The organism is Achromobacter veterisilvae (assembly GCF_900496975.1).
Classification (GTDB): Bacteria; Pseudomonadota; Gammaproteobacteria; order Burkholderiales; family Burkholderiaceae_B; genus Achromobacter; species Achromobacter veterisilvae.
In genome coordinates, this window is the sequence record NZ_UFQC01000050.1 from 13,314 (window position 1) to 31,949 (window position 18,636).

Genomic DNA, 18,636 nt, shown 5'->3' on the forward strand with positions numbered 1-18,636 from the left:
GCATTACGGCACGCCGCCGCGCGGGCTTAAGGCTCGCGAGCAGGGCTGGGGAGCCGGCGAGCGCCGGCCCTGAAGCCCAGGCTCAGCGGCGGTACTGCTGGGGGCGATGCGCGGCGGGGGCGCGTTCGTCCTTGTGGCGGAAGTTGATGCGGCCCTTGGTCAGGTCGTACGGCGACATTTCCAGGGTGACGCGATCGCCCGCCAGGATGCGGATGCGGTGCTTGCGGATGCGGCCGGAGGCGTAGGCGCCGACTTCGATGCCGTTGTCCAGCTTTACGCGGTAGCGGCTATCGGGCAGCACTTCGTCAACGATGCCATCCAATTCGATGAGTTCTTCTTTAGCCATTTTCTACTCCTATCAATACGCGCAGCCATGCCGGCGGCATGGCTCGCCGCGCGGGCGGCAAGCGCGTTGGACTCAAATAACCAGGTCCAGCGGTTTGAACGTAAAACGTCCGGGCAGGCGCGGGTGAGGGCCACGGCATCCCAAGCGGATGTCTGAAATGACGGATACTCGCGCCGCGAGGGCAATGTGCGCGCGATGCGCGGCTCGGTCGCGGCGGCGTGCCATTGCTATGCGCGCGTCGCCGGAAGAAGCGGGGTGGAGCGGTTGTTGCAGTGCCGGATGGCGCCGCACTTGATGCGGCGGCGCCTCTGGCGGCGAAGGGTTTCGTCCTGAAATGCCGGACGCGTCCTGTGCGGGCCTCGCGGTATTGCCCAGAGGCGGTACAGGTTGGCGACTCAGAGTGACCGAAGCCCGGTTTTCGCGGAGAAATCACGGACTTATGTTACTGCAAAGCGCAATGATTAGCCAGTATTTATCTGCCGTTGCGCCGTGATAGTTGCTACGGAACGACTCCGGGGCCGCGGAATCCGGCCCCGGTATCGGGGGGCGGGAATTCAGGCTATGGCCCGCGAACTGTGCTCGGGCGTTTCCTCGAACGCCCCGGCGTGCTGCGGCAGCGTGTCGGTGATGTCGAACCAGGGCGCCTTGTTGGCCACGTGGCAATGCGCGGCCGGCTTCACGCCCGGGTCGTCGTCCAGCGCGCCCAGCGGCAGGCCGTAGACGTCGGGGGTCTGGTCGAAGCGGCTCAGCAGGGGCGTGCCGCAGGCTTCGCAGAAGCCGCGGTAGCTGCCCGGCGACGAGCTGTACCAGGTGACGTGGTTTTCTCCCCGCGTCCAGGCGAAGTCCTTGGACTGGACCGTGGCCCGGCTGCGGAACGCGGCGCCATGCGACTTTCGGCACATCGTGCAATGGCAGTTGAGGGCGTTGGTGAGCGGGCCGGCGATCTCGTACGCAATGCGGCCGCACAGGCAGGAACCTTTGATCATGATGAACGCCTGTCTGGTGGGGAATAGCCTCAATATACCCGCCGGCGAGCCGGCGAGGCGCCCGCATTTATGACGAAGGTCTTTCAGTGCATTGCGGCGTCCCTAATTTCCGTCAAATCATTCGATCCCCAGGTCATCGTGCTGTCATGCCGCCAAAACAGAATGCGGCAATGACCAAACCCAAGGGGATCCCACGATGACGTACGCCATCGAAGTACAAGGGCTGAGCAAAAGCTTCCACCCGGGCGCCAAGGCGCTGGACGGCGTGGACCTGCTGGTGGCCGACGGCGAGATGGTCGCCCTGCTGGGCGCCTCCGGCTCGGGCAAGTCCACGCTGCTGCGCCATCTGGCGGGCTTCGTCGCCGGCGACGCGGGCAGCGTGGCCGTCAACGGCCAGGCGATCCAGCGCAACGGCCGCCTGAGCCGCAACGTGCGCGGCGCGCGGGCCGGCATCGGCTTCGTGTTCCAGCAGTTCAACCTGGTGGGCCGCCTGCCCGTCATCACCAACGTCCTCACCGGCCTGCTCCCGCGCGTGCCGCTGTGGCGCAGCCTGGCCCGCTGGTTCCTGCGCGCCGAAGTGCGCCAGGGCCTGGACGCGCTTGCCCAGGTTGGTATAGACGACTACGCATTTCAGCGCGCCTCCACATTGTCCGGCGGCCAGCAGCAGCGCGCGGCCATCGCCCGCACCCTGGTGCAGAACGCCCGCGTCATCCTGGCCGACGAGCCGATCGCGTCGCTGGACCCCGAGTCGTCGCGCCGCGTGATGGACACGCTGGCCCAGATCAACCGCAGCCGCAAGGTGGCGGTGGTGGTGTCCTTGCACCAGGTCGACGTCGCCCTGCGCTACTGCCCCCGCGTGGTAGCCCTGCGCCAGGGAAAAGTGGTCTATGACGGCCCGTCGGCGGCCCTGACCCCGTCCATGCTGCGCGAACTCTATGGCGCCGACCTGGGCGAACTCCTTCCCGAATACGCGCCGCAGGCGCCGGCCGTCGCGCCGCTGTCCCGGCTGGCGCACGCCGCCTGATTCCTTGCCCCTTTCCTTCCCGGAGCCTTCCATGCTACGCAGAACCTTTTTCACCCTGATCGCCGCCGCCGCCCTGTCCTCGCAGGTTCACGCCCAGGACGCCAAGACGCTGAACTTCGGCATCATCTCGACGGAATCGTCGAGCAACCTGAAGTCCGTCTGGCAGCCCGTCATCGACGACCTGAGCCGCGCCATCGGCGCGCCGGTCAAGCCCTTCTTCGCGTCGGACTACGCCGGCATCATCGAAGGCATGCGCTTCAACAAGGTGCAACTGGGCTGGTTCGGCAACAAGTCGGCCATCGAAGCCGTGGACCGCGCCCAGGGCGAAGTGTTCGCCTCCGTCATCGACAAGGACGGCAACCCCGGCTATTGGTCGCTGCTGATCGTCAACAAGGACAGCAACCTGAAGACGCTGGACGACGTTCTGAAGAACGGCGGCAAGCTGAGCTACGGCGCCGGCGACCCCAACTCCACGTCGGGCACCGCCGTGCCGGGCTACTACCTGTGGGCCGCCAACAAGATCGAGCCCAAGACCTTCTTCAAGACGGTGCGCGCCAGCAACCACGAAGCCAACCTGCTGTCGGTCATCAACAAGCAGGTGGACGTGGCCGTCAACAACACCGAGGCGCTGGAGCGCTACCGCCTGAACACGGGCAAGGACGCCAACGACAGCGTGCGCGTGCTGTGGAAGTCGCCGCTGATCCCGGCGGACCCGCTGGTCATGCGCACCGACCTGCCGGCCGACCTGAAGGTCCGAATCCGCGACTTCTTCATCAACTACGGCAAGGGCAAGGACGCCGAACGCGAACTGGCCAACCTGAAAGCGCTGACCTACCAGGGCTTCCGCGCCTCGGACAACCAGCAACTGGTTCCCATCCGCCAGATCGAGCTGGCGCGCGAGAAGGCCAAGGTCGAAGCCGATTCCACCCTGGGCCAGGCCGAAAAGCAGAAGCAGTTGGCCGAGCTGGACGGCAAGCTGGCCAGCCTGGGCCAGCCGGCCGCCAAGCAGTAAACGCCGCCCGGACGCCGGCGCGCCGTCTGGCGCGCCGGCGTCCGCGCAACCGAAAATCCCTACGCCAATCGCCAGTCCCCATGAACCCAGCCATGCAGACCTCCCGTCTTCCTTCCGCACCGCGCTCGTCGCTGCCGGTCCTACTAGTCTGGGCCGTCGTGCTGGCGTTGCTCGTCATGTCGTGGACAGGGGCGGACATGCGGCCCCTGGACCTGCTGCGCGATTCGGGCAACATGGCCCAGTTCGCGGCGGACTTCTTCCCGCCGAACTTCCGCGACTGGCGCATGTACCTCGATGAAATGATCGTGACCGTGCAGATCGCGGTCTGGGGCACGTTCCTGGCCATCGTGGTGGCGGTGCCCCTGGGGTTGCTGTGTTCGTCGAACATGGTGCCGGCCTGGGTCTACCAGCCCATGCGGCGGCTGATGGACGCCTGCCGCGCCATCAACGAGATGGTGTTCGCCATGCTGTTCATCGTGGCGGTGGGCCTGGGCCCGTTCGCCGGCGTGCTGGCGCTGTGGGTGCACACCACCGGCGTGCTCGCCAAACTGTTCTCGGAAGCCGTCGAGGCGATCGATCCGCGCCCGGTCGAAGGGGTGCGCGCCACCGGCGCCAACGCGCTGGAAGAAATCGTCTACGGCGTGATCCCGCAGGTGCTTCCCCTGTGGATCTCGTATTCGCTGTACCGCTTCGAGTCGAACGTGCGCTCGGCGTCCGTCGTGGGGATCGTGGGCGCCGGCGGCATCGGGACCGTGCTGTGGGAGATCATCCGCAGCTTCCGCTACGCGGAAACCTGCGCGGTCATGATCATCATCGTCGCCTTCGTGGTGGCGATCGACATGATGTCCTCGCGGATCCGCAGCGCGCTGATCTAGGGCCTTTCCAGCGCCTGGAACGCCGGCAGCGCCAGCAGGCCGGCCAGGCGCGCGGCATGCACGTCGGCGTCCGACACCGCGGGGCGGGGCATCAGGAAATTCACGGTGCCCAGACAGGCCCCGCCGTACACCACCGGCACGTTGATGACGGACCGCAGCCCCAGTTCGCGGATGGCGCCGTGGTCGTCGAAGAATTCGCGGATGGCGTCCTCGCCTTCGCCCACGAAGACGCGCCGCTCCTGCAGGACGTGGCGGCCCCAGGCGGTGCCGGCCTTGTCCTTGCTGCCGCCGGGCGGGTAGGCGCCGGGATTCGAGCTGTACAGCCGCAGGACGCGCATGGCGCCGGCGTCGTATCGGTTGATGGTGCACAGGGCGTGCGCCAAGGTGGCGTGCGCGTAGGCGTCGATGGCCAGGAAGGCCGCCGCCGCGTCGGCGGCGGCGTAGGCCTGGGCGATGGCCTGCACCCCGGCCAGCGCCGGGGTCGGGGACGATGCTGCGGTCATTCGGCCGTGATTCCCAGTTCTTTGATCAGCTTGCCGTACTTGTCGGCGTCGCGCGCCAGGATCTGGCCGAACTGTTCGGGCGTGGTCTCGGTCAGCAGCACGCCCATGTCGGCCATCTTCTTGATGACGTCGGGGCGCTTGAGGATCAGGTTGATCTCGCGGTTCAGCCTGGCGGTCAGTTCGGGCGGCATGCCGGCCGGGCCGAAGGCGCCGTACCAGACCGACAATTCATAGCCGGGCAGCGTCTCCGCGACCGTGGGCACGTCCGGCAGCAAGGGCGAGCGCGCTTCCTCGGTGACGGCCAGCAGCTTGAGCTTGCCGCTCTGCACGTGCGGCAGCGTCTGTGTGCCGGCGCTGAACAGCACCTGCGTGCGGCCGGCCACCGTGTCCATCACCGCCGGCGCGCCGCCGCGGTAGGGAATGTGCGTCATCTTCACGCCGGCGGCCTTTTCGAACAGCGCGGCGCTGAGATGGTTGGTGGAGCCCTGGCCCGCCGAAGCGTAGGTCACGGTGTCCGGATGCGCCTTCAGGTAGGCGATGAATTCCTTCAGGTTGGCGGCCGGCACGGACGGGTGCACCACCATGGTGTTGGTGACCAGCGCGAGTTCGGCGATGGGCGTGAAGTCCTTCACGCCATCGAACGGCATGCTGGAATAGAGCGCCTGGTTCATCGTGTGCGTGCTCATGGAGCCCACGAGCAGCGTGTAGCCGTCGGGCTTGGCGCGGGCGACGAAGGTCGTGCCGATATTGCCGGACGCGCCCGACCGGTTTTCCACGATGACGGACTGCCCGAGGGACTGGGTCAGCCCTTCGGACAGCACGCGCGCCAGGATGTCGGTGGAACCGCCCGCCGCCCAGGGCACGATCAGGGTGATGGGCTTTTCGGGCCAGGCGGCCTGGGAAGCGGCGGGCGCGGCCAGCGCCAGGCCCAGCGCGCAGGCGCGCAGCAGTCGTTTGAATCGCAAAGTCATGGTTGGTACCCCTTGTGCAAGTGCCGGTCTGTGCGCCGGCTGGAACGAAATGGATTCATCATCGCCCGGCGGCATACCCTTGCATGCCGCGCGGATTGGCGCCCGCGCGCAGCAGCAGGCCGCCGCCGGCGGCGGGCTCCCGGGTGCAGGCGCTGATGCGGCCTTCCGACCAGTCCGGGCCCGCCTTGACGTCGTGGCCGGCGGCGCGCAGCGCGTCCAGCGTCGCGGCGGGCATGCGGGACTCCACCGTCAGCCGGTTCAGCGTTTGCGTGCGGGGCCAGAACGATCCCGGGAAATGGTCGATGTGCCAGGAGGGCGCGTCGATGGCCTCCTGCAGGTTCATGCCCATGGCATGGCGCAGGAAGAACGCCACCGTCCACTGGTCCTGCTGGTCGCCGCCGGGCGTGCCGAAGGCCATGTAGGGCTGGCCGTCGCGCAATGCCAGGCCCGGCGACAGGGTGGTGCAGGGACGCTTGCCGGGCTGCAACTGCCCGGGCACGCCGTCGTCCAGCCAGGTCATCTGCAGGCGGGTGGTCAGCGGGAAGCCGAGACCGGGCACGACGGGGCTGGACGACAGCCAGCCGCCCGACGGCGTGGCCGCCACCATGTTGCCGTCGCGGTCGATGACGTCGATCTGGCAGGTGTCCCCCACGAACAGTTCGCGCGCGGCCCACTCCGAGACCGGCGGCAGCGCCGCGAAGGTGGGTTCGCCCACGCCGAAGCGGGTGTCGGAAGCGGCCAGGGTGCGGACGGCGGCGTCCAGGTCCGGCAGCCGGGGCGCGAGGCCGCCGGGGCTGCCGGGCTGCAGCACGCGGGACGCGAGTTCGCCGATGCCGGCCGCGCGCGAGCGCGCGTAGGCGTCGCTCAGCAGGTCCGCCAGCGGCACCTGCACGAAGTCCGGATCCCCGTACCAGGCGCAGCGGTCGGCGAACGCCAGCTTGGCCGCTTCGGCGATGCGGTGCACGAAGGCGGGCGACTGCGGGTCCAGGCCGTCCATGCCGAGGTGGCGCAGCATGGCCAGTTGCTGCAGGTGGACCGGGCCCTGCGACCACACGCCGCATTTGGCCACGGTGTAGCGCCCGTAATCCACGGTGAGAGGATCGTCGTAGGTGGCGCGCCAGTCGGCCAGGTCGGACTTGCGCAGCAGGCCGCGGTTGCGCTGGCCGGTCGTGTCGCGCACCGCTTCCTGGCTGTAGAAGGCGTCGATGCCATCGGCCACGAAGCCCCGGTACCAGACGTCCAGCGCCGCGTCGATGCGGCCGCGGCGGTCGGCGCCGGCGGCATGCGCCTCGTCCAGGATACGGGTATAGGTGGCCGCGATGGCGGGCGTGCGGAACAGCGCGCCCGGGGCCGGCACCTGGCCGCCGGGCAGCCAGACGTCGCGCGAGCTGGTCCATTCCTGGCGGAACAGCGCCTGCACCGCCAGGATGGCCTGGGAGATGCGTGGCACCAGCGGAAAGCCGTTGCGCGCATAGCCGATGGCCGGGCGCAGCACGTCGGCCAGTTCCCAGGTGCCGTAGTCGCGCAGCAAGGTCAGCCAGGCGCCGAATGCGCCGGGCACCGTGGCCGGCAGCAGGCCGATGCCGGGCACCAGGTCCAGGCCCAGGTTCCGGAAATAGGCCGGCGTGGCCAGCGCCGGCGCGGGGCCCTGGCCGCACAGGGCGCGCATGCGCTGTTCACGTTCGCTCCAGAACAGGATGGGCACCTCGCCGCCGGGCCCGTTCAGGTGCGGTTCCACGATCTGCAGGGTGAAACCGCCCGCCACGGCGGCGTCGTAGGCGTTGCCGCCGCGCTCCAGCACGCCCATGGCCACTTGCGTGGCGAGCCAGTGGGTGGACGAAACCACGCCGAAGGTGCCGCATATTTCGGGGCGGGTGGTGAACGAGGCGCTCATGGGAGAGTTCCAGGCAACGGGATGCTTGCAGTATAGGATCGTGAAATAACTGGATTCATGTTTGTTGGCATAATTGAATAACCAACTGGTTATAGGGAAAGATCGTGAACTGGGATGCAGCCCGTCTCGCCAACCGCCTGAAGCACCGCCATCTGGCGTTGCTGATCGACATCGCCAGGCACGGGTCGCTCACGCGCGTGGCGGCGGCGGCCGGCATCAGCCAGCCGGCGGTCACCAAGGCGCTGGCGGAACTCGAGGACATCTTCGGGGCGCCGCTATTCGTGCGCACCGGGCGCGGCCTGCAGCCCACTTCCCTGGGCAGCCTGGCCCTGGTGCGCGCGCGCCACATGCTCAGCGACCTCGATCTGTGGGGGCGCGAAGTCGAGGCCCTGCATGCCGGCCGTTCGGCGCATCTGCACGTGGGCGTGGTGCCCTACGTGTCCAGCGCCCTGCTGACGGCGGCGATCAGCCGCCTGCACCAGCGCCACGGGGTGACGCTGAGCCTGCACCGCGCCACGACCGACCACCTTGTTCCCATGCTGCGCCAGCACGAACTGGATTGCATCATCAGCCGCGCCACGTCGACGGTGGCGCACGACGACCTGATCCACCGCGCGCTGTACCGCCAGCGGCCGCGGTTGATCGCGCATGGCCCGCTGGCCCAGCGGCTGGCGCGGCGCCGGCCGGACTGGGCGGCCGTGGCGGCGATGGACTGGGTGCTGCCCGCGGCCAACACGCCTACGCGGCAACTGATCGTGGAGCACTTCATCCGCGAGGAAGTGAGCCCGCCGTCCCCCGTGCTGGAGGCCTACTCGACGGACGTGATCGAAGGCATGCTGACCATGAACGAAACCTTCGTTTCCGTGGTGCCCGAAGAGATCGCGCGCGAACTGTGCCAGCGCGGCAAGCTGGGGATGGTGCCCTGGGACTTCGGCTGGGAGCTGCCGCCCATCAACCTGATCCGGCGCAGGCGCGAGCAGCCGCTGGCGGCCGAGGCGCATTTTTCCGACATCCTGCTGGATTTGTGCGGCGACGCGGCCGGTCCGGGCTGAACCGCGCCGCTCAAGCCTGTTCGCGCCAGGCGACGACCGGCCTGAGCTTCGCGCGCGCGATGTCCAGCAGCGCGGCGGCCGCGGTCTCCGGGGCGCCGTCGTTGTCGATTCGCAACGGCCGGCACCCCGGCGGCACCGGGAACGCCTGCGTGGCGCGCGACAGCCGCTGCGCGATCTGTTCCGCGCTTTCGCGTCCGCGGCCGGCCAGCCGGCGGGCGAGCACCGCGGGATCGACCGCGACCTCCACCGCCGTCAACGCCGGATAGCGCGCATGGGCCTGTTCCAGGTGCGCGCGCGAGCCGTTGACGATGACGGCCGCGCCGCGGGAAAGCCAGGCGTCTATTTCGATGCCGATGCCGTAGTGCAGGCCATGGCTGCGCCAGCGCAGCGCGAAGCAGCCCAGCGCGGCGCGGCGGAGGAATTCTTCGTCCGTCAGGCGCAGCGCGTCTTCGCTGTCGCCGCTGTCGCGCGTGATGTAGCGGTGCGCCACCAGCACGGGTTCGCCGCCGCGCAGGCAGGCGCGCAACAGGCGCAGGAGCGTGTCCTTGCCGCTGCCCGAGGCGCCCATCAGGTAGATCAGGCGCGCGCCGTCGGCGGGGGCGGGGGCGTTCATGCCGCCGCCGGCCCTTGCAGGTAGGCGGCGCCCGCGGCGTCCACGCAGGCGCCGTCGAAATGGTAGTGCCGCGCCGCGACGAAATCCGCGCCCGGCGCGGCCTGCACGTAGACGCTGACGCCGGGCACGGCCATGGCCTGCCCGCGCAGCGGGTCGGCGAAGGCCGCGATGCCGGCCCGCGCCCGCGCCAGCGCGTCGCCTTCCAGCTTGCCCGTCAGCGTGATGTGGAAGGTGTAGGTGTCGAACACATAGGGGTAGCCCCAGCGCGCCAGCATGGCCTGCTGCGCGGGCGTGAGCGACTGCGGCCGGCGGCGCGCGGTTTCCTCGGGCGTGGGTGGGGCGCGCAAGGGATCCAGGTCGCGCACGGCCGCGTCGGCCAGGGCCTGGATGCGGGCCCGGCCCGGTTCGTCCGCGTCGGCGATGCGCCAGGCCAGGAAGCCACGCAGCGGTTCGCATTCCAGTTCCAGCGCGAACGGGCTGCCGCCTTCGGCCAGCCGGCGCGCGGCCGCGTCCACTTCCAGGGGGCTCGCGCCCTCGCGCAGGCGGAAGGGCGGCTTCAGGGTCGCATGCAGGCCGTAGTGGCGCGGAGCCCGCGTCCATTCGCGCGAGCATTCGGCCTGCCCCGGCAGCGGCGGCAGCGCCTCGCCGGTGTCGGCGCAGCGGCCCAGCCAGCGGCTGCCGTGTTCGCGCCAGGGGCCGGTGGGGGCGAGGTACAGGGCGTAGCGATGGGCAAGGGCCATGGTCACCCCTCAGGCCGCCATGCGCTGGTCGCGGCCATCGCCGAAGGCGCGGCTGGCGTAGCGCAGTTCACCGCCGACGATCGCCGCGCAGACGCGGGGCAGCCCCGGCACCTGGTCGTCCACCACGATCGCGTCGGCGATCAGGCCCGGCGCCAGCGCGCCGCGGTCCTGGAGGCCGGCGGCGCGCGCCGGATTCAGCGACACCAGGTCCCAGGCCCGCGCCAGCGGCAGCACGCCGTCGGCGGCCAGCTTCAGGGCGGCGGCGAGCGGGGCGGGGTAGTAGTAGTCGGAGGTCAGCACGTCGCACAGGCCCGCGCGGACCATTTCGGCGGCGCTGGGCGCGCCGGTGTGGCTGCCGCCGCGCACCACGTTGGGCGCGCCGAAGACCACGGAGTTCCCCAGGTCGCGCGCGACGCCGGCGGCATCGCGGGTCAGCGGAAATTCCGCCACGCCGCAACCCAGTTGATGGTAGTAGCGGCGCGTGGCGGCGTCGGGGTCGTCGTGCGACGCCACCCTCAGGCCGGCTTCCCGCGCGCAGGCGGTCAGTTCGCGCATGGCGTCGGCCACGCAGTCCGCCGCCGCCATCGCTGCCCGGATGCGGTCCTGGAAGACGTCGAGGTCGCATTCCGCGCGGTTGGCGTACTGCATGAGCTTGCGCTCGTCGCCCAGGCGCCGCGCCATGCTGGGCAGGTGGTCGTTCAGCGCCAGGAAGCGCACGCGGCCGTCGCGTATCCATTGCCGCGCGACGTCCAGCCCGCCCACGTGATGCGTCTCGAAACGCAGGTGCACGTAGTGCCGCGCGCCCATGAGGGGGCGCATGCTTTCCAGGGCGTCGAACATGCGCTGGGCGTAGCTCTCGCCGCGCAATCCGCCTTCCCAGGACAGCGTGACGCCGTGGAATTCGGTGGTGATGCCGTTGGCCAGCAACTGGCGGTCCACGTCGGACAGCGCGCCTTCGTAGGGGAAGGTCACGCTGGGCCGCGGCATGATGGCCCGCTCGAAGGCGTCGCCATGCAGGTCCACGATGCCCGGAAGCACCAGCAGGTCTCCGGCGTCGAACCAGGAGGCGCCCCGGGCGGCGGGAGCGGCCGAGTCGTCGATCAGCCCGCCATGGAAGCGCAGGCTGGCGTGTTGGACGCCGCGCGGCGTCAGGATGCGCTGGCCTGTGACACCGGCCAGGGGCGAGGGGGCGTGTGTGCGTGTATTCATGATGCGACCTTAGCGGGGTTGCATTACAACCAGATGTCTAGATGAGTTCGGCGGGTTGCGGCGATTGCGAAAGGCCGCCGCGCCATGGTGGCGGGCGGCCGGGCTCCTGCGCCGGCCTCAGCCGTCGTCCGCCACCATCAGTTGCACCAGGTCGCCCACGAAATGGGCGATGCTGTATTGCAGGGGGGCGCCCTCCTGGTCCACGTTCAAGGCTTCGATCTGGAGGATGGGGCGGGTCTTGGGCTGGCCCAGCAGCCGGGCGGTTTCGGGCGAGGGCAGGACGGCGGTGATGCGCGACCACTTCCGGGTGTAGTCGCCGATGCCGTAGTGCGCGTAGACCTTGGAGATGGAGCGCAGCGCCGCCAGCCGCTGCGCGAAATCGGGGAAACGCTTTTCGTCGAAATAGTGTTCCGAGGTGCTGATGGGGCGGTTCTCGGCCTTGCCCACGATCTGCACGCGCAATAGCGGCGCGCTGCGGGCAAGCCCCAGGTGCTTGGCGATATCGGCCGCGCGCAGCGACTGGCTGCCCAGCACCTCCTGGTGGCCCAGCATGCCCTGGCTGCGCAGGTTCTCGGAAAAGCGCGTGCGCTTGCCGATGGCGTAGTCGATGGCGTGTTCCTGGACGAAGGTGCCGCGGCCCTGTTCGATCCTGACCAGCCCGCTTTGCTCAAGCTCGCCCATGGCGCGCCGGATGGTGTGGCGGTTGACCGAGAACCTGGCGGCCAGCTCGGGTTCGGAGGGAAGCTGTTCCCCCGCCGCATAGAGTTTGTTGCGGATGTCGTCCGCAAGCGATTCGCCGATTTGCCGCCAGACGGCGATGCCGGAACCTCTTTCAACCATAGGGTGCGCTCGTGCTGTCATATCCGCTCGTCAAGAATGGCCCCGATTGTGCCCGATGCCGCGGGCGCCGCAAAGGCGTCGCGCGCATGCCGCCGCTGTCATCAAAAATTCACGCCAGGCTGTTGAACTTGCCTTTCGAAGCGATCATACTCCATCCGGTCGTCTAGACGTTTAGAGGAAAAAATGGATCACCCACAGGCAGGACAGGATGCGGCCAGCGCCCGGCGCGCGGCCTGGATGCGCGTGTTGGCGCTGGCGGACCCCGGCGCGCTGGACGGCGCCTTCGGCGCATTGTCCGGCGTGCCCGGGCACCGGACGCTGCGGCCGGCCCAGACCGGCATGGCCATGGTGCGCGCCCGCAGCGGCGGCACGGGCGCCCGCTTCAATCTGGGCGAAATGACCGTGACACGTTGCGCGGTGACGATGGGCGAGGGTGTGGTCGGCGTGGCCTACGTGCAAGGCCGTTCGCTGCGCCACGCGGAACAGGCCGCGGTGGCCGACGCCCTGCTGCAGATGCCCGAATGGCGCGAAACGGTGCAGGAGCGGCTCATCGCGCCGCTGGCGCGCCTGCATGCCAAAAAGGTCGAGCGCCAGGCCCGCGTGGCGGCGCAGACCAAGGTGGAATTCTTCACGATGGTGCGAGGCGAGGACTGACATGGAACGACAGACACTGGCCGTCGCGGCCTCGGGCCGGACGCTGCTTCCCGGTTTCGAGGATCCGGTCGGCGATGCGCAGGCCACATTCCGCGCCGCGCTGGACGCGCTGGCCCATCCGGGCCGCATCTGCGAAATCCTGGCCGGCAGCGGCGTGCCGGAGGGCCTGTCGCCCGCCATGGCCGCCTTGCTGCTGACGCTGGTGGACGTGGACACGCCGCTGTGGCTGCCCGAATCCGCCAGCGCCGAAACGCTCGCCTTCCTGCGCTTCCATTGCGCCTGCCCCATCGTGCCGTCGCCGTCCCTGGCCCGCTTCGCCGCGGTGCCGGCCGGCTTCGCCGCGCCCGCGCTGTCGTCCTGCCATCAGGGCGACCCCGCCTATCCCGATCAATCGACCACCTTGCTGATCGAGGTCGAATCGCTGGACGCGGGGCCGCAAGCCGTCCTGAGCGGCCCGGGCATCCAGACGCGGCAGACCCTGGCCGCCGCCGGCCTGCCGGAGGGGTTCTGGCGCGAATGGCGCATCAACCATCAACGGTTTCCGCTGGGCGTCGACGTGTTCCTGACGCAGGGCCGGCGGATTTGCGGGCTGCCGCGCAGCACGCGCCTGGAGAACTGACATGTACGTAGCCGTGAAAGGGGGCGAACGCGCCATCCTCAATTCCTACCGCATGCTGGACGACTACCGCCGAGGCGACCGCGAGGTGCCCGAGCTGGAGCTGGACCAGATCCGCGAACAAATGCCGCTGGCCGTGTCCCGCGTCATGGCCGAAGGCTCGCTCTACGATCCGCAACTGGCGGCGCTGGCGCTCAAGCAGGCGGCCGGCGACGTGATCGAGGCCGTGTTCCTGCTGCGCGCCTATCGCACGACCCTGTCGCGCTATGGGTACACGCAGCCGATCGACACGGGCCGCATGCGCCTGCGGCGCCGGATCTCGTCCACCTTCAAGGACGTGCCCGGCGGCCAGATCCTGGGCCCCACCTACGACTACACCCAGCGCCTGCTGGACTTTTCGCTGCTGGCGCAGCGCGAGGCCGACGCCCTGCCTCCGGGCGAGGAGGCCCTGGACAGCGCCATGCCACGCGTGACCGACCTGCTGGCGCAAGACGACCTGATCGACGCCGAGCCGGTGCCGGAAGGCGATCCCGAGCCCTTCGACCTCACGCGGCAGCCGCTGGACTTTCCGGCGTCGCGCGCCGCGCGCCTGCAGAACCTGGCGCGCGCCGACGAAGGCTTCCTGCTGTCGATGGGCTATTCCACGCAGCGCGGCTACGGCAACACCCACCCCTTCGCGGCCGAGATCCGCTACGGCGCGCTGGAAGTGGAAATGCACATCGAGGAACTCGGCTTCGCCGTCACCGTGGGCGAGATCGAGATCACCGAATGCCAGATGGTCAGCCAGTTCGCGGGCAACGCCGAGGAAGGCCCGAAGTTCACCCGGGGCTACGGGCTGACGTTCGGCTACGGCGAGCGCAAGTCCATGTCGATGGCGCTGGTGGACCGCGCCCTGAAGGCGGGCGAACTGGGCGAACGCGCCGATTCCCCGGCCAACGACCATGAATTCGTGCTGTACCACAGTGACAACGTCGAGGCGTCGGGCTTCGTGCAGCACTTGAAGCTGCCGCACTACGTGGACTTCCAGGCCAACCTGGAATTGCTGCGCCGGATGCGCGCCGAGCGGGCCGCGCCCGAGGCCGCGCACAACGAACTGATGGACGAGGCGGTTTCCCCATGACGACGCAACACGCAACGGTCGAACGCGACGACCACTACAACTTCGCCTACCTGGACGAATCCACCAAGCGCATGCTGCGCCGCGCCTTGCTCAAGGCCGTCGCCATTCCCGGCTACCAGGTGCCGTTCGGCAGCCGCGAAATGCCGCTGCCCTACGGCTGGGGCACGGGCGGCATCCAGGTCACCGCCGCCATCATCGGCGGCGGCGACGTGCTCAAGGTGATCGACCAGGGCTCGGACGACACCACCAACGCCATCAACATCCGGCGCTTCTTCGGCCGCGTCACGGGCGTGGCCACGACGGAATCCACGCGGGCGGCCACCATCGTGCAGACGCGCCACCGCATCCCCGAGACGCCCCTGGCGGCGGGACAGATCATGGTGTTCCAGGTGCCGATCCCCGAGCCGCTGCGCTGGCTCGAACCCAGCGAGACCGAGACGCGCACCATGCACGCGCTGGCCGAATACGGCGGCATGCACGTCAAGCTGTACGAAGACATCGCGCAGCACGGCCACATCGCCACCACCTACGACTACCCCGTCATCGTGAACGACCGCTACATGATGCGGCCCTCGCCGATCCCCAAGTTCGACAACCCCAAGCTGGACGGAAGCCCCGCGCTGATGCTGTTCGGCGCGGGCCGCGAAAAGCGGGTCTACGCGGTGCCGCCGTACACCCGCGTGAAGAGCCTGGACTTCGAAGACCACCCCTTCCGGGTGGAGACCTGGACCGAGTGCTGCGACCTTTGCGGTTCGCGCGAGAGCTACCTGGACGAGATCATCCTGGACGACGCGGGCACGCGCCGCTACGTCTGCTCGGACACCGAATACTGCAACAACCGCCAGGCGCCGCGGCGCCCGGACCGCTCCCTGGACGAGGCCGCCGCATGAACGCCCAACCTTTGCTTTCCGTGCGGAACATGACGCGCACCTGGGACGGCGTGCACGGCTGCCGCGACGTCAGTTTCGACCTTTATCCCGGCGAAGTGCTGTGCGTGGTCGGCGAGTCCGGCTCGGGCAAGAGCACGCTGCTGTCGGCGGTCTCGTACCAGACCCGGCCGGACGCGGGCAGCGTCTGGTACGACACCCGCGACCAGGGCTTCACCGACCTGGCCGCGCTGCCGGGCGCGCGCCTGCGCCTGCTGTCGCGCACCGATTGGGGCTTCGTGCGGCAGAACGCCCGCGACGGCCTGCGCATGCAGGTCAGCGCGGGCGCCAACATCGCGGAACGCCTGATGGCCGTCGGCGACCGGCACTACGGCGAACTGCGCCGGGTGGCGGGCAACTGGCTGCACAAGATGGAGATCGACGCGGGCCGGCTGGACGACACGCCCGTGTCGTTTTCCGGCGGCATGCAGCAGCGCCTGCAGATCGCCCGCAACCTGGTGACGCATCCCCGCCTGGTGTTCATGGACGAGCCCACCGCGTCGCTCGACGTGTCGGTGCAGGCGCGCCTGCTGGACCTGCTGCGCCAACTGGTGACCGACCTGGGCCTGGCCGCCATCGTCGTGACGCACGACCTGGCCGTCGCGCGCCTGCTGGCGCACCGCACCCTGGTCATGCGCGGTGGCGAGGTCGTGGAAAGCGGGCTGACCGACCAGATCCTCGACGACCCGCAGCATCCCTACACCCAATTGCTGGTGTCCTCCATTTTGCAGAGCTGACGATGAGCGCAACGATACCCATGATCGAGGTGCGGGGCCTCGGAAAGATGTTCACCCTGCATAACCAGGGCGGCATGCGCCTGCCGGTGCTCGACGCGGTCGACTTCGACGCCTCGGCCGGCGACTGCCTGGTGCTCGCCGGACCGTCGGGCACCGGCAAGAGCACGCTGCTGCGCTGCCTCTACGGCAACTACCTCGCCACCGAAGGCAGCATCCGCGTGCGGTCGGGGGACCAGTGGGTCGAACTGGTGGGCGCTCCCGAGCAGCGCATTCTGGCCTTGCGCCGGGACACGATCGGCTACGTCAGCCAGTTCCTGCGGGTGATTCCGCGGGTGGCCGCGCTGGACGTGGTGGCCGAGCCGCTGCGCGCGGCCGGCGTGGAGCCGGAAGCGGCCCGCGGCCGGGCCGCCGCGCTGCTGCAGCGCCTGAACGTGCCCGCCCGGCTGTGGGGGCTGGCCCCGGCCACTTTTTCCGGCGGCGAACAGCAGCGGGTGAACATCGCGCGCGGCTTCATCGCCCGCCATCCCATCCTGCTGCTGGACGAACCCACCGCGTCGCTGGACGCCGACAACCGCCAGGTGGTGATCGAGCTGATCCGCGAGGCCCGCGCCCAGGGCCGCTGCCTGCTGGGCATCTTCCACGACGCCGAGGTCCGCGACGCCGTCGCCACCCAGACCCTGGAACTGCGCCCCGCGCTGGCGGCCGCGGCCGAACTGGAGCAATGAGCATGCAAAGCACCTACCTCACCCATGCCCGCGTGGTGATGCCCGACCGCGTCCTGGAGGACAGCGCCGTGCTGATCGACGACGGCCGCATCGTCGCCATCGAGCCGGCCGGCGCGCGCGCCGGCCGCGAGATCGACCTGGGCGGCCAGACCCTGCTGCCGGGCCTGGTCGACCTGCATTGCGACGCGATCGAAAAAGAGGCCGAGCCGCGTTCGCGCGTGCTCTTCCCGCTGGACTTCGCGGTGGCCCAGGTGGACCGCCGCAATGCCGCCGCGGGCATCACCACGCCGTATCACGCGCTGTCGTTCGCCAATAGCGAATGGGGCGTGCGCAACAACCAGACGGCGGCGGAAGTGGTGCGCACGGTGCGCGCCTTCCGCCGGCACAGCCTGGTCGACAACCGCGTGCATTGCCGCTACGAAGTCACCGACGCCACCTCGGTGGGCGTGCTGCGCGCCCTGATGGACGAGGGCGCGGTGGACCTGCTGTCGGTGATGGACCATTCGCCGGGCCAGGGGCAGTTCAAGACCCTGGAGTCCTACTTGCAGTACATGATGGGCAACCACGCCATGAGCCGCGAGCAGGCCGAAGAGGCCGCGCAGGCCAAGACCCACGCCCGGGACGGCGCGGTGGCGCGGGTGGAGGCGCTGCTGTCGCACGCCCGGGCGCTGGGCATCCCCACCGCCAGCCATGACGACGACTCGATCCACCGGATCGCCACCATGCGCAACCTGGGCGTGGCGATGAGCGAGTTCCCCATCACGCTGGATACCGCGCGCGCCGCGGTGTCCTGCGGGCTGCCCACCATCCTGGGCGCGCCCAACGTGCTGCGCGGGCAGAGCCAGAGCGGCTCCATGCGCGCCATCGACGCCGTCCGCGCGGGCGTGGCGAGCTGCCTGTGCTCGGACTACCAGCCTTCCGCGCTGATCGCCGCGGCCTTCGCGGTGGCGGCGCAGACCGACCTGACGCTGCCGCAGGCGGCCGCGCTGGTCACCCTGAATCCGGCGCAGGCCTGCGGCCTGTCGGACCGCGGCCGCATCGCGCCGGGCCTGCGCGCCGACCTGGTGGCGGTGGCGCAAGTGGGCGGGCAGCCCCTGGTCAGCCATACCTGGTCGGCCGGCCGGCTGGTATTCTCGACGCACTATCCGCCCATGCGCGCGAGCGAGCCCCGGCTGGCCGAGCCGCAAGGCCTGGCGGCCTGAGGCCGCTCCTGGAGAGATGCGATGAGTTCCATCGTGACCGCCGTGGCGCGCAGCGCGGCGCATTCGTTCAGCAAGCCGGTCGTGCCGGCCATCGTGCTGCTGAAGGGGCTGGGCGTGGAGGGCGACGCCCATCTCGGCGTTACCGTCAGGCACCGCTCCCGCGTCAAGGCCGATCCGACGCAGCCCAATCTGCGGCAGGTGCACCTGATCCACGGCGAGCTGCACGACGAGCTTCAGCTTGCCGGCTTCAACGTGGCGGAAGGCACGATGGGCGAGAACATCACCACCCGCGGCATCGACCTGCTGGGCCTGCCGCGGGGCGCCAGGCTGCATATCGGCGAGGGCGCGGTCGTGGAGATCACCGGTCTGCGCAATCCCTGCGCGCAATTGGACAACTACCAGAAGGGCCTGACCGCCGCCGTGCTGGGCCGCCATCCCGACGGCAGCCTGATGCGCCGGGCGGGCGTGATGGGCATTGTGATCGAGGGCGGCGAGGTGCGCGCGGGCGATTCCATCCGTGTCGCGCTGCCCGCCTTGCCGCATCTGCCGCTGGAGCGTGTCTGAAACATCTCGGACGGAGACGGACGCGGC

At 69.6% G+C, this 18,636-nt stretch carries 21 protein-coding genes; 12 read left to right on the forward strand and 9 right to left on the reverse strand.

All coding sequences use genetic code 11. The features are described 5' to 3' along the window. Positions 1–82 precede the first annotated feature (82 nt). Both infA and AVE30378_RS28920 read right to left on the reverse strand, forming a co-directional pair. On the reverse strand, positions 83–346 hold the full coding sequence (gene infA / locus AVE30378_RS28915) for a translation initiation factor IF-1 (RefSeq protein ID WP_062683195.1): 264 nt from the start codon (positions 344–346) through the stop codon (positions 83–85). A 554-nt stretch (positions 347–900) separates the two neighbouring features. Beyond that, positions 901–1,332 carry a GFA family protein gene (locus AVE30378_RS28920; protein WP_129246128.1) on the reverse strand — a complete coding sequence of 144 codons (432 nt, stop codon included), beginning with the start codon at positions 1,330–1,332 and terminating at the stop codon, positions 901–903. 196 nt (positions 1,333–1,528) lie between these two features. On the opposite strand from AVE30378_RS28920, the gene phnC reads away from it, so the two are divergent. From phnC to phnE, 3 genes are all read left to right on the forward strand, one after another. Beyond that, positions 1,529–2,356, forward strand: a complete 828-nt coding sequence (phnC, locus tag AVE30378_RS28925; protein WP_129246130.1) for a phosphonate ABC transporter ATP-binding protein — start codon at positions 1,529–1,531, stop codon at positions 2,354–2,356. A 31-nt stretch (positions 2,357–2,387) separates the two neighbouring features. Next, positions 2,388–3,368 (forward strand): phosphonate ABC transporter substrate-binding protein, encoded by a 981-nt coding sequence (gene phnD / locus AVE30378_RS28930; RefSeq protein ID WP_129246132.1) that lies wholly within the window; start codon positions 2,388–2,390, stop codon positions 3,366–3,368. Between the two features lie 80 nt (positions 3,369–3,448). Then, positions 3,449–4,243, forward strand: coding sequence for a phosphonate ABC transporter, permease protein PhnE (gene phnE, locus AVE30378_RS28935; protein ID WP_129246134.1), 795 nt, complete (start codon positions 3,449–3,451; stop codon positions 4,241–4,243). Here phnE and AVE30378_RS28940 read toward each other — a convergent pair. The 3 genes from AVE30378_RS28940 to AVE30378_RS28950 are packed head-to-tail and all read right to left on the reverse strand — an operon-like array spanning position 4,240 to position 7,611. Next, positions 4,240–4,746, reverse strand: coding sequence for a GAF domain-containing protein (locus AVE30378_RS28940; protein WP_129246136.1), 507 nt, complete (start codon positions 4,744–4,746; stop codon positions 4,240–4,242). The genes phnE and AVE30378_RS28940 overlap by 4 nt on opposite strands. Continuing rightward, positions 4,743–5,717, reverse strand: coding sequence for a Bug family tripartite tricarboxylate transporter substrate binding protein (locus AVE30378_RS28945; RefSeq protein ID WP_129246138.1), 975 nt, complete (start codon positions 5,715–5,717; stop codon positions 4,743–4,745). Before AVE30378_RS28945 ends, AVE30378_RS28940 begins: the two co-directional genes overlap by 4 nt. 58 nt (positions 5,718–5,775) lie before the next feature. Then, positions 5,776–7,611, reverse strand: coding sequence for a gamma-glutamyltransferase family protein (locus AVE30378_RS28950; protein ID WP_129246141.1), 1,836 nt, complete (start codon positions 7,609–7,611; stop codon positions 5,776–5,778). A 104-nt stretch (positions 7,612–7,715) separates the two neighbouring features. Here AVE30378_RS28950 and AVE30378_RS28955 point away from each other — a divergent pair, with 104 nt between their 5' ends. After that, the gene (locus AVE30378_RS28955) at positions 7,716–8,663 is read left to right on the forward strand and encodes a LysR family transcriptional regulator (RefSeq protein WP_129246143.1); all 948 of its coding nucleotides are present in this window, start codon (positions 7,716–7,718) and stop codon (positions 8,661–8,663) included. Between the two features lie 10 nt (positions 8,664–8,673). Here the strand turns inward: AVE30378_RS28955 and phnN are convergent, their stop codons facing one another. The 4 genes from phnN to phnF all read right to left on the reverse strand — a co-directional run bounded on the left by phnN (position 8,674) and on the right by phnF (position 12,065). After that, a complete protein-coding gene (gene phnN / locus AVE30378_RS28960; protein WP_129246145.1) occupies positions 8,674–9,276 on the reverse strand; it encodes a phosphonate metabolism protein/1,5-bisphosphokinase (PRPP-forming) PhnN in 603 nt (200 codons plus the stop codon). Further along, positions 9,273–10,016 carry a DUF1045 domain-containing protein gene (locus AVE30378_RS28965; RefSeq protein ID WP_129246147.1) on the reverse strand — a complete coding sequence of 248 codons (744 nt, stop codon included), beginning with the start codon at positions 10,014–10,016 and terminating at the stop codon, positions 9,273–9,275. Before AVE30378_RS28965 ends, phnN begins: the two co-directional genes overlap by 4 nt. A 9-nt stretch (positions 10,017–10,025) precedes the next feature. After that, positions 10,026–11,225 carry an alpha-D-ribose 1-methylphosphonate 5-triphosphate diphosphatase gene (locus AVE30378_RS28970; RefSeq protein ID WP_129246149.1) on the reverse strand — a complete coding sequence of 400 codons (1,200 nt, stop codon included), beginning with the start codon at positions 11,223–11,225 and terminating at the stop codon, positions 10,026–10,028. A gap of 117 nt (positions 11,226–11,342) precedes the next feature. Continuing rightward, positions 11,343–12,065: a phosphonate metabolism transcriptional regulator PhnF gene (phnF, locus tag AVE30378_RS28975; protein WP_129246151.1), complete on the reverse strand. Its 723-nt coding sequence runs from the start codon at positions 12,063–12,065 to the stop codon at positions 11,343–11,345. A 183-nt stretch (positions 12,066–12,248) separates the two neighbouring features. Here phnF and phnG point away from each other — a divergent pair, with 183 nt between their 5' ends. From phnG to AVE30378_RS29015, 8 genes are read left to right on the forward strand one after another with little or no spacing between them, the layout of a single operon-like run. Then, positions 12,249–12,719: a phosphonate C-P lyase system protein PhnG gene (gene phnG / locus AVE30378_RS28980; protein ID WP_129246153.1), complete on the forward strand. Its 471-nt coding sequence runs from the start codon at positions 12,249–12,251 to the stop codon at positions 12,717–12,719. Between the two features lies 1 nt (position 12,720). Further along, a complete protein-coding gene (gene phnH / locus AVE30378_RS28985) occupies positions 12,721–13,338 on the forward strand; it encodes a phosphonate C-P lyase system protein PhnH (RefSeq protein WP_129246156.1) in 618 nt (205 codons plus the stop codon). 1 nt (position 13,339) lies between these two features. Beyond that, a complete protein-coding gene (locus AVE30378_RS28990) occupies positions 13,340–14,455 on the forward strand; it encodes a carbon-phosphorus lyase complex subunit (RefSeq protein WP_129246158.1) in 1,116 nt (371 codons plus the stop codon). Further along, positions 14,452–15,345 (forward strand): alpha-D-ribose 1-methylphosphonate 5-phosphate C-P-lyase PhnJ, encoded by an 894-nt coding sequence (locus AVE30378_RS28995; protein WP_129246160.1) that lies wholly within the window; start codon positions 14,452–14,454, stop codon positions 15,343–15,345. Before AVE30378_RS28990 ends, AVE30378_RS28995 begins: the two co-directional genes overlap by 4 nt. Further along, complete coding sequence (gene phnK, locus AVE30378_RS29000) at positions 15,342–16,118, forward strand: phosphonate C-P lyase system protein PhnK (protein ID WP_129246162.1); 777 nt, start codon at positions 15,342–15,344, stop codon at positions 16,116–16,118. The genes AVE30378_RS28995 and phnK overlap by 4 nt, the downstream gene beginning before the upstream one ends. 2 nt (positions 16,119–16,120) lie before the next feature. Next, positions 16,121–16,843, forward strand: a complete 723-nt coding sequence (gene phnL, locus AVE30378_RS29005; RefSeq protein ID WP_129246163.1) for a phosphonate C-P lyase system protein PhnL — start codon at positions 16,121–16,123, stop codon at positions 16,841–16,843. Between the two features lie 2 nt (positions 16,844–16,845). After that, the gene (locus tag AVE30378_RS29010) at positions 16,846–18,045 is read left to right on the forward strand and encodes an alpha-D-ribose 1-methylphosphonate 5-triphosphate diphosphatase (RefSeq protein ID WP_129246164.1); all 1,200 of its coding nucleotides are present in this window, start codon (positions 16,846–16,848) and stop codon (positions 18,043–18,045) included. A gap of 21 nt (positions 18,046–18,066) precedes the next feature. Then, positions 18,067–18,609 (forward strand): MOSC domain-containing protein, encoded by a 543-nt coding sequence (locus AVE30378_RS29015; protein WP_129246165.1) that lies wholly within the window; start codon positions 18,067–18,069, stop codon positions 18,607–18,609. Positions 18,610–18,636 lie beyond the last annotated feature (27 nt).

Excerpts from the sequence above, each read along its gene's own strand:
- infA (WP_062683195.1), bottom strand. The coding sequence starts at position 346 with ATGGCTAAAGAAGAACTCATCGAATTGGATGGCATCGTTGACGAAGTG.
- AVE30378_RS28920 (WP_129246128.1), bottom strand. The coding sequence starts at position 1,332 with ATGATCAAAGGTTCCTGCCTGTGCGGCCGCATTGCGTACGAGATCGCC.
- phnC (WP_129246130.1), top strand. The coding sequence starts at position 1,529 with ATGACGTACGCCATCGAAGTACAAGGGCTGAGCAAAAGCTTCCACCCG.
- phnD (WP_129246132.1), top strand. The coding sequence starts at position 2,388 with ATGCTACGCAGAACCTTTTTCACCCTGATCGCCGCCGCCGCCCTGTCC.
- phnE (WP_129246134.1), top strand. The coding sequence starts at position 3,449 with ATGAACCCAGCCATGCAGACCTCCCGTCTTCCTTCCGCACCGCGCTCG.
- AVE30378_RS28940 (WP_129246136.1), bottom strand. The coding sequence starts at position 4,746 with ATGACCGCAGCATCGTCCCCGACCCCGGCGCTGGCCGGGGTGCAGGCC.
- AVE30378_RS28945 (WP_129246138.1), bottom strand. The coding sequence starts at position 5,717 with ATGACTTTGCGATTCAAACGACTGCTGCGCGCCTGCGCGCTGGGCCTG.
- AVE30378_RS28950 (WP_129246141.1), bottom strand. The coding sequence starts at position 7,611 with ATGAGCGCCTCGTTCACCACCCGCCCCGAAATATGCGGCACCTTCGGC.
- phnN (WP_129246145.1), bottom strand. The coding sequence starts at position 9,276 with ATGAACGCCCCCGCCCCCGCCGACGGCGCGCGCCTGATCTACCTGATG.
- AVE30378_RS28965 (WP_129246147.1), bottom strand. The coding sequence starts at position 10,016 with ATGGCCCTTGCCCATCGCTACGCCCTGTACCTCGCCCCCACCGGCCCC.
- AVE30378_RS28970 (WP_129246149.1), bottom strand. The coding sequence starts at position 11,225 with ATGAATACACGCACACACGCCCCCTCGCCCCTGGCCGGTGTCACAGGC.
- phnF (WP_129246151.1), bottom strand. The coding sequence starts at position 12,065 with ATGGTTGAAAGAGGTTCCGGCATCGCCGTCTGGCGGCAAATCGGCGAA.
- phnG (WP_129246153.1), top strand. The coding sequence starts at position 12,249 with ATGGATCACCCACAGGCAGGACAGGATGCGGCCAGCGCCCGGCGCGCG.
- phnH (WP_129246156.1), top strand. The coding sequence starts at position 12,721 with ATGGAACGACAGACACTGGCCGTCGCGGCCTCGGGCCGGACGCTGCTT.
- AVE30378_RS28990 (WP_129246158.1), top strand. The coding sequence starts at position 13,340 with ATGTACGTAGCCGTGAAAGGGGGCGAACGCGCCATCCTCAATTCCTAC.
- AVE30378_RS28995 (WP_129246160.1), top strand. The coding sequence starts at position 14,452 with ATGACGACGCAACACGCAACGGTCGAACGCGACGACCACTACAACTTC.
- phnK (WP_129246162.1), top strand. The coding sequence starts at position 15,342 with ATGAACGCCCAACCTTTGCTTTCCGTGCGGAACATGACGCGCACCTGG.
- phnL (WP_129246163.1), top strand. The coding sequence starts at position 16,121 with ATGAGCGCAACGATACCCATGATCGAGGTGCGGGGCCTCGGAAAGATG.
- AVE30378_RS29010 (WP_129246164.1), top strand. The coding sequence starts at position 16,846 with ATGCAAAGCACCTACCTCACCCATGCCCGCGTGGTGATGCCCGACCGC.
- AVE30378_RS29015 (WP_129246165.1), top strand. The coding sequence starts at position 18,067 with ATGAGTTCCATCGTGACCGCCGTGGCGCGCAGCGCGGCGCATTCGTTC.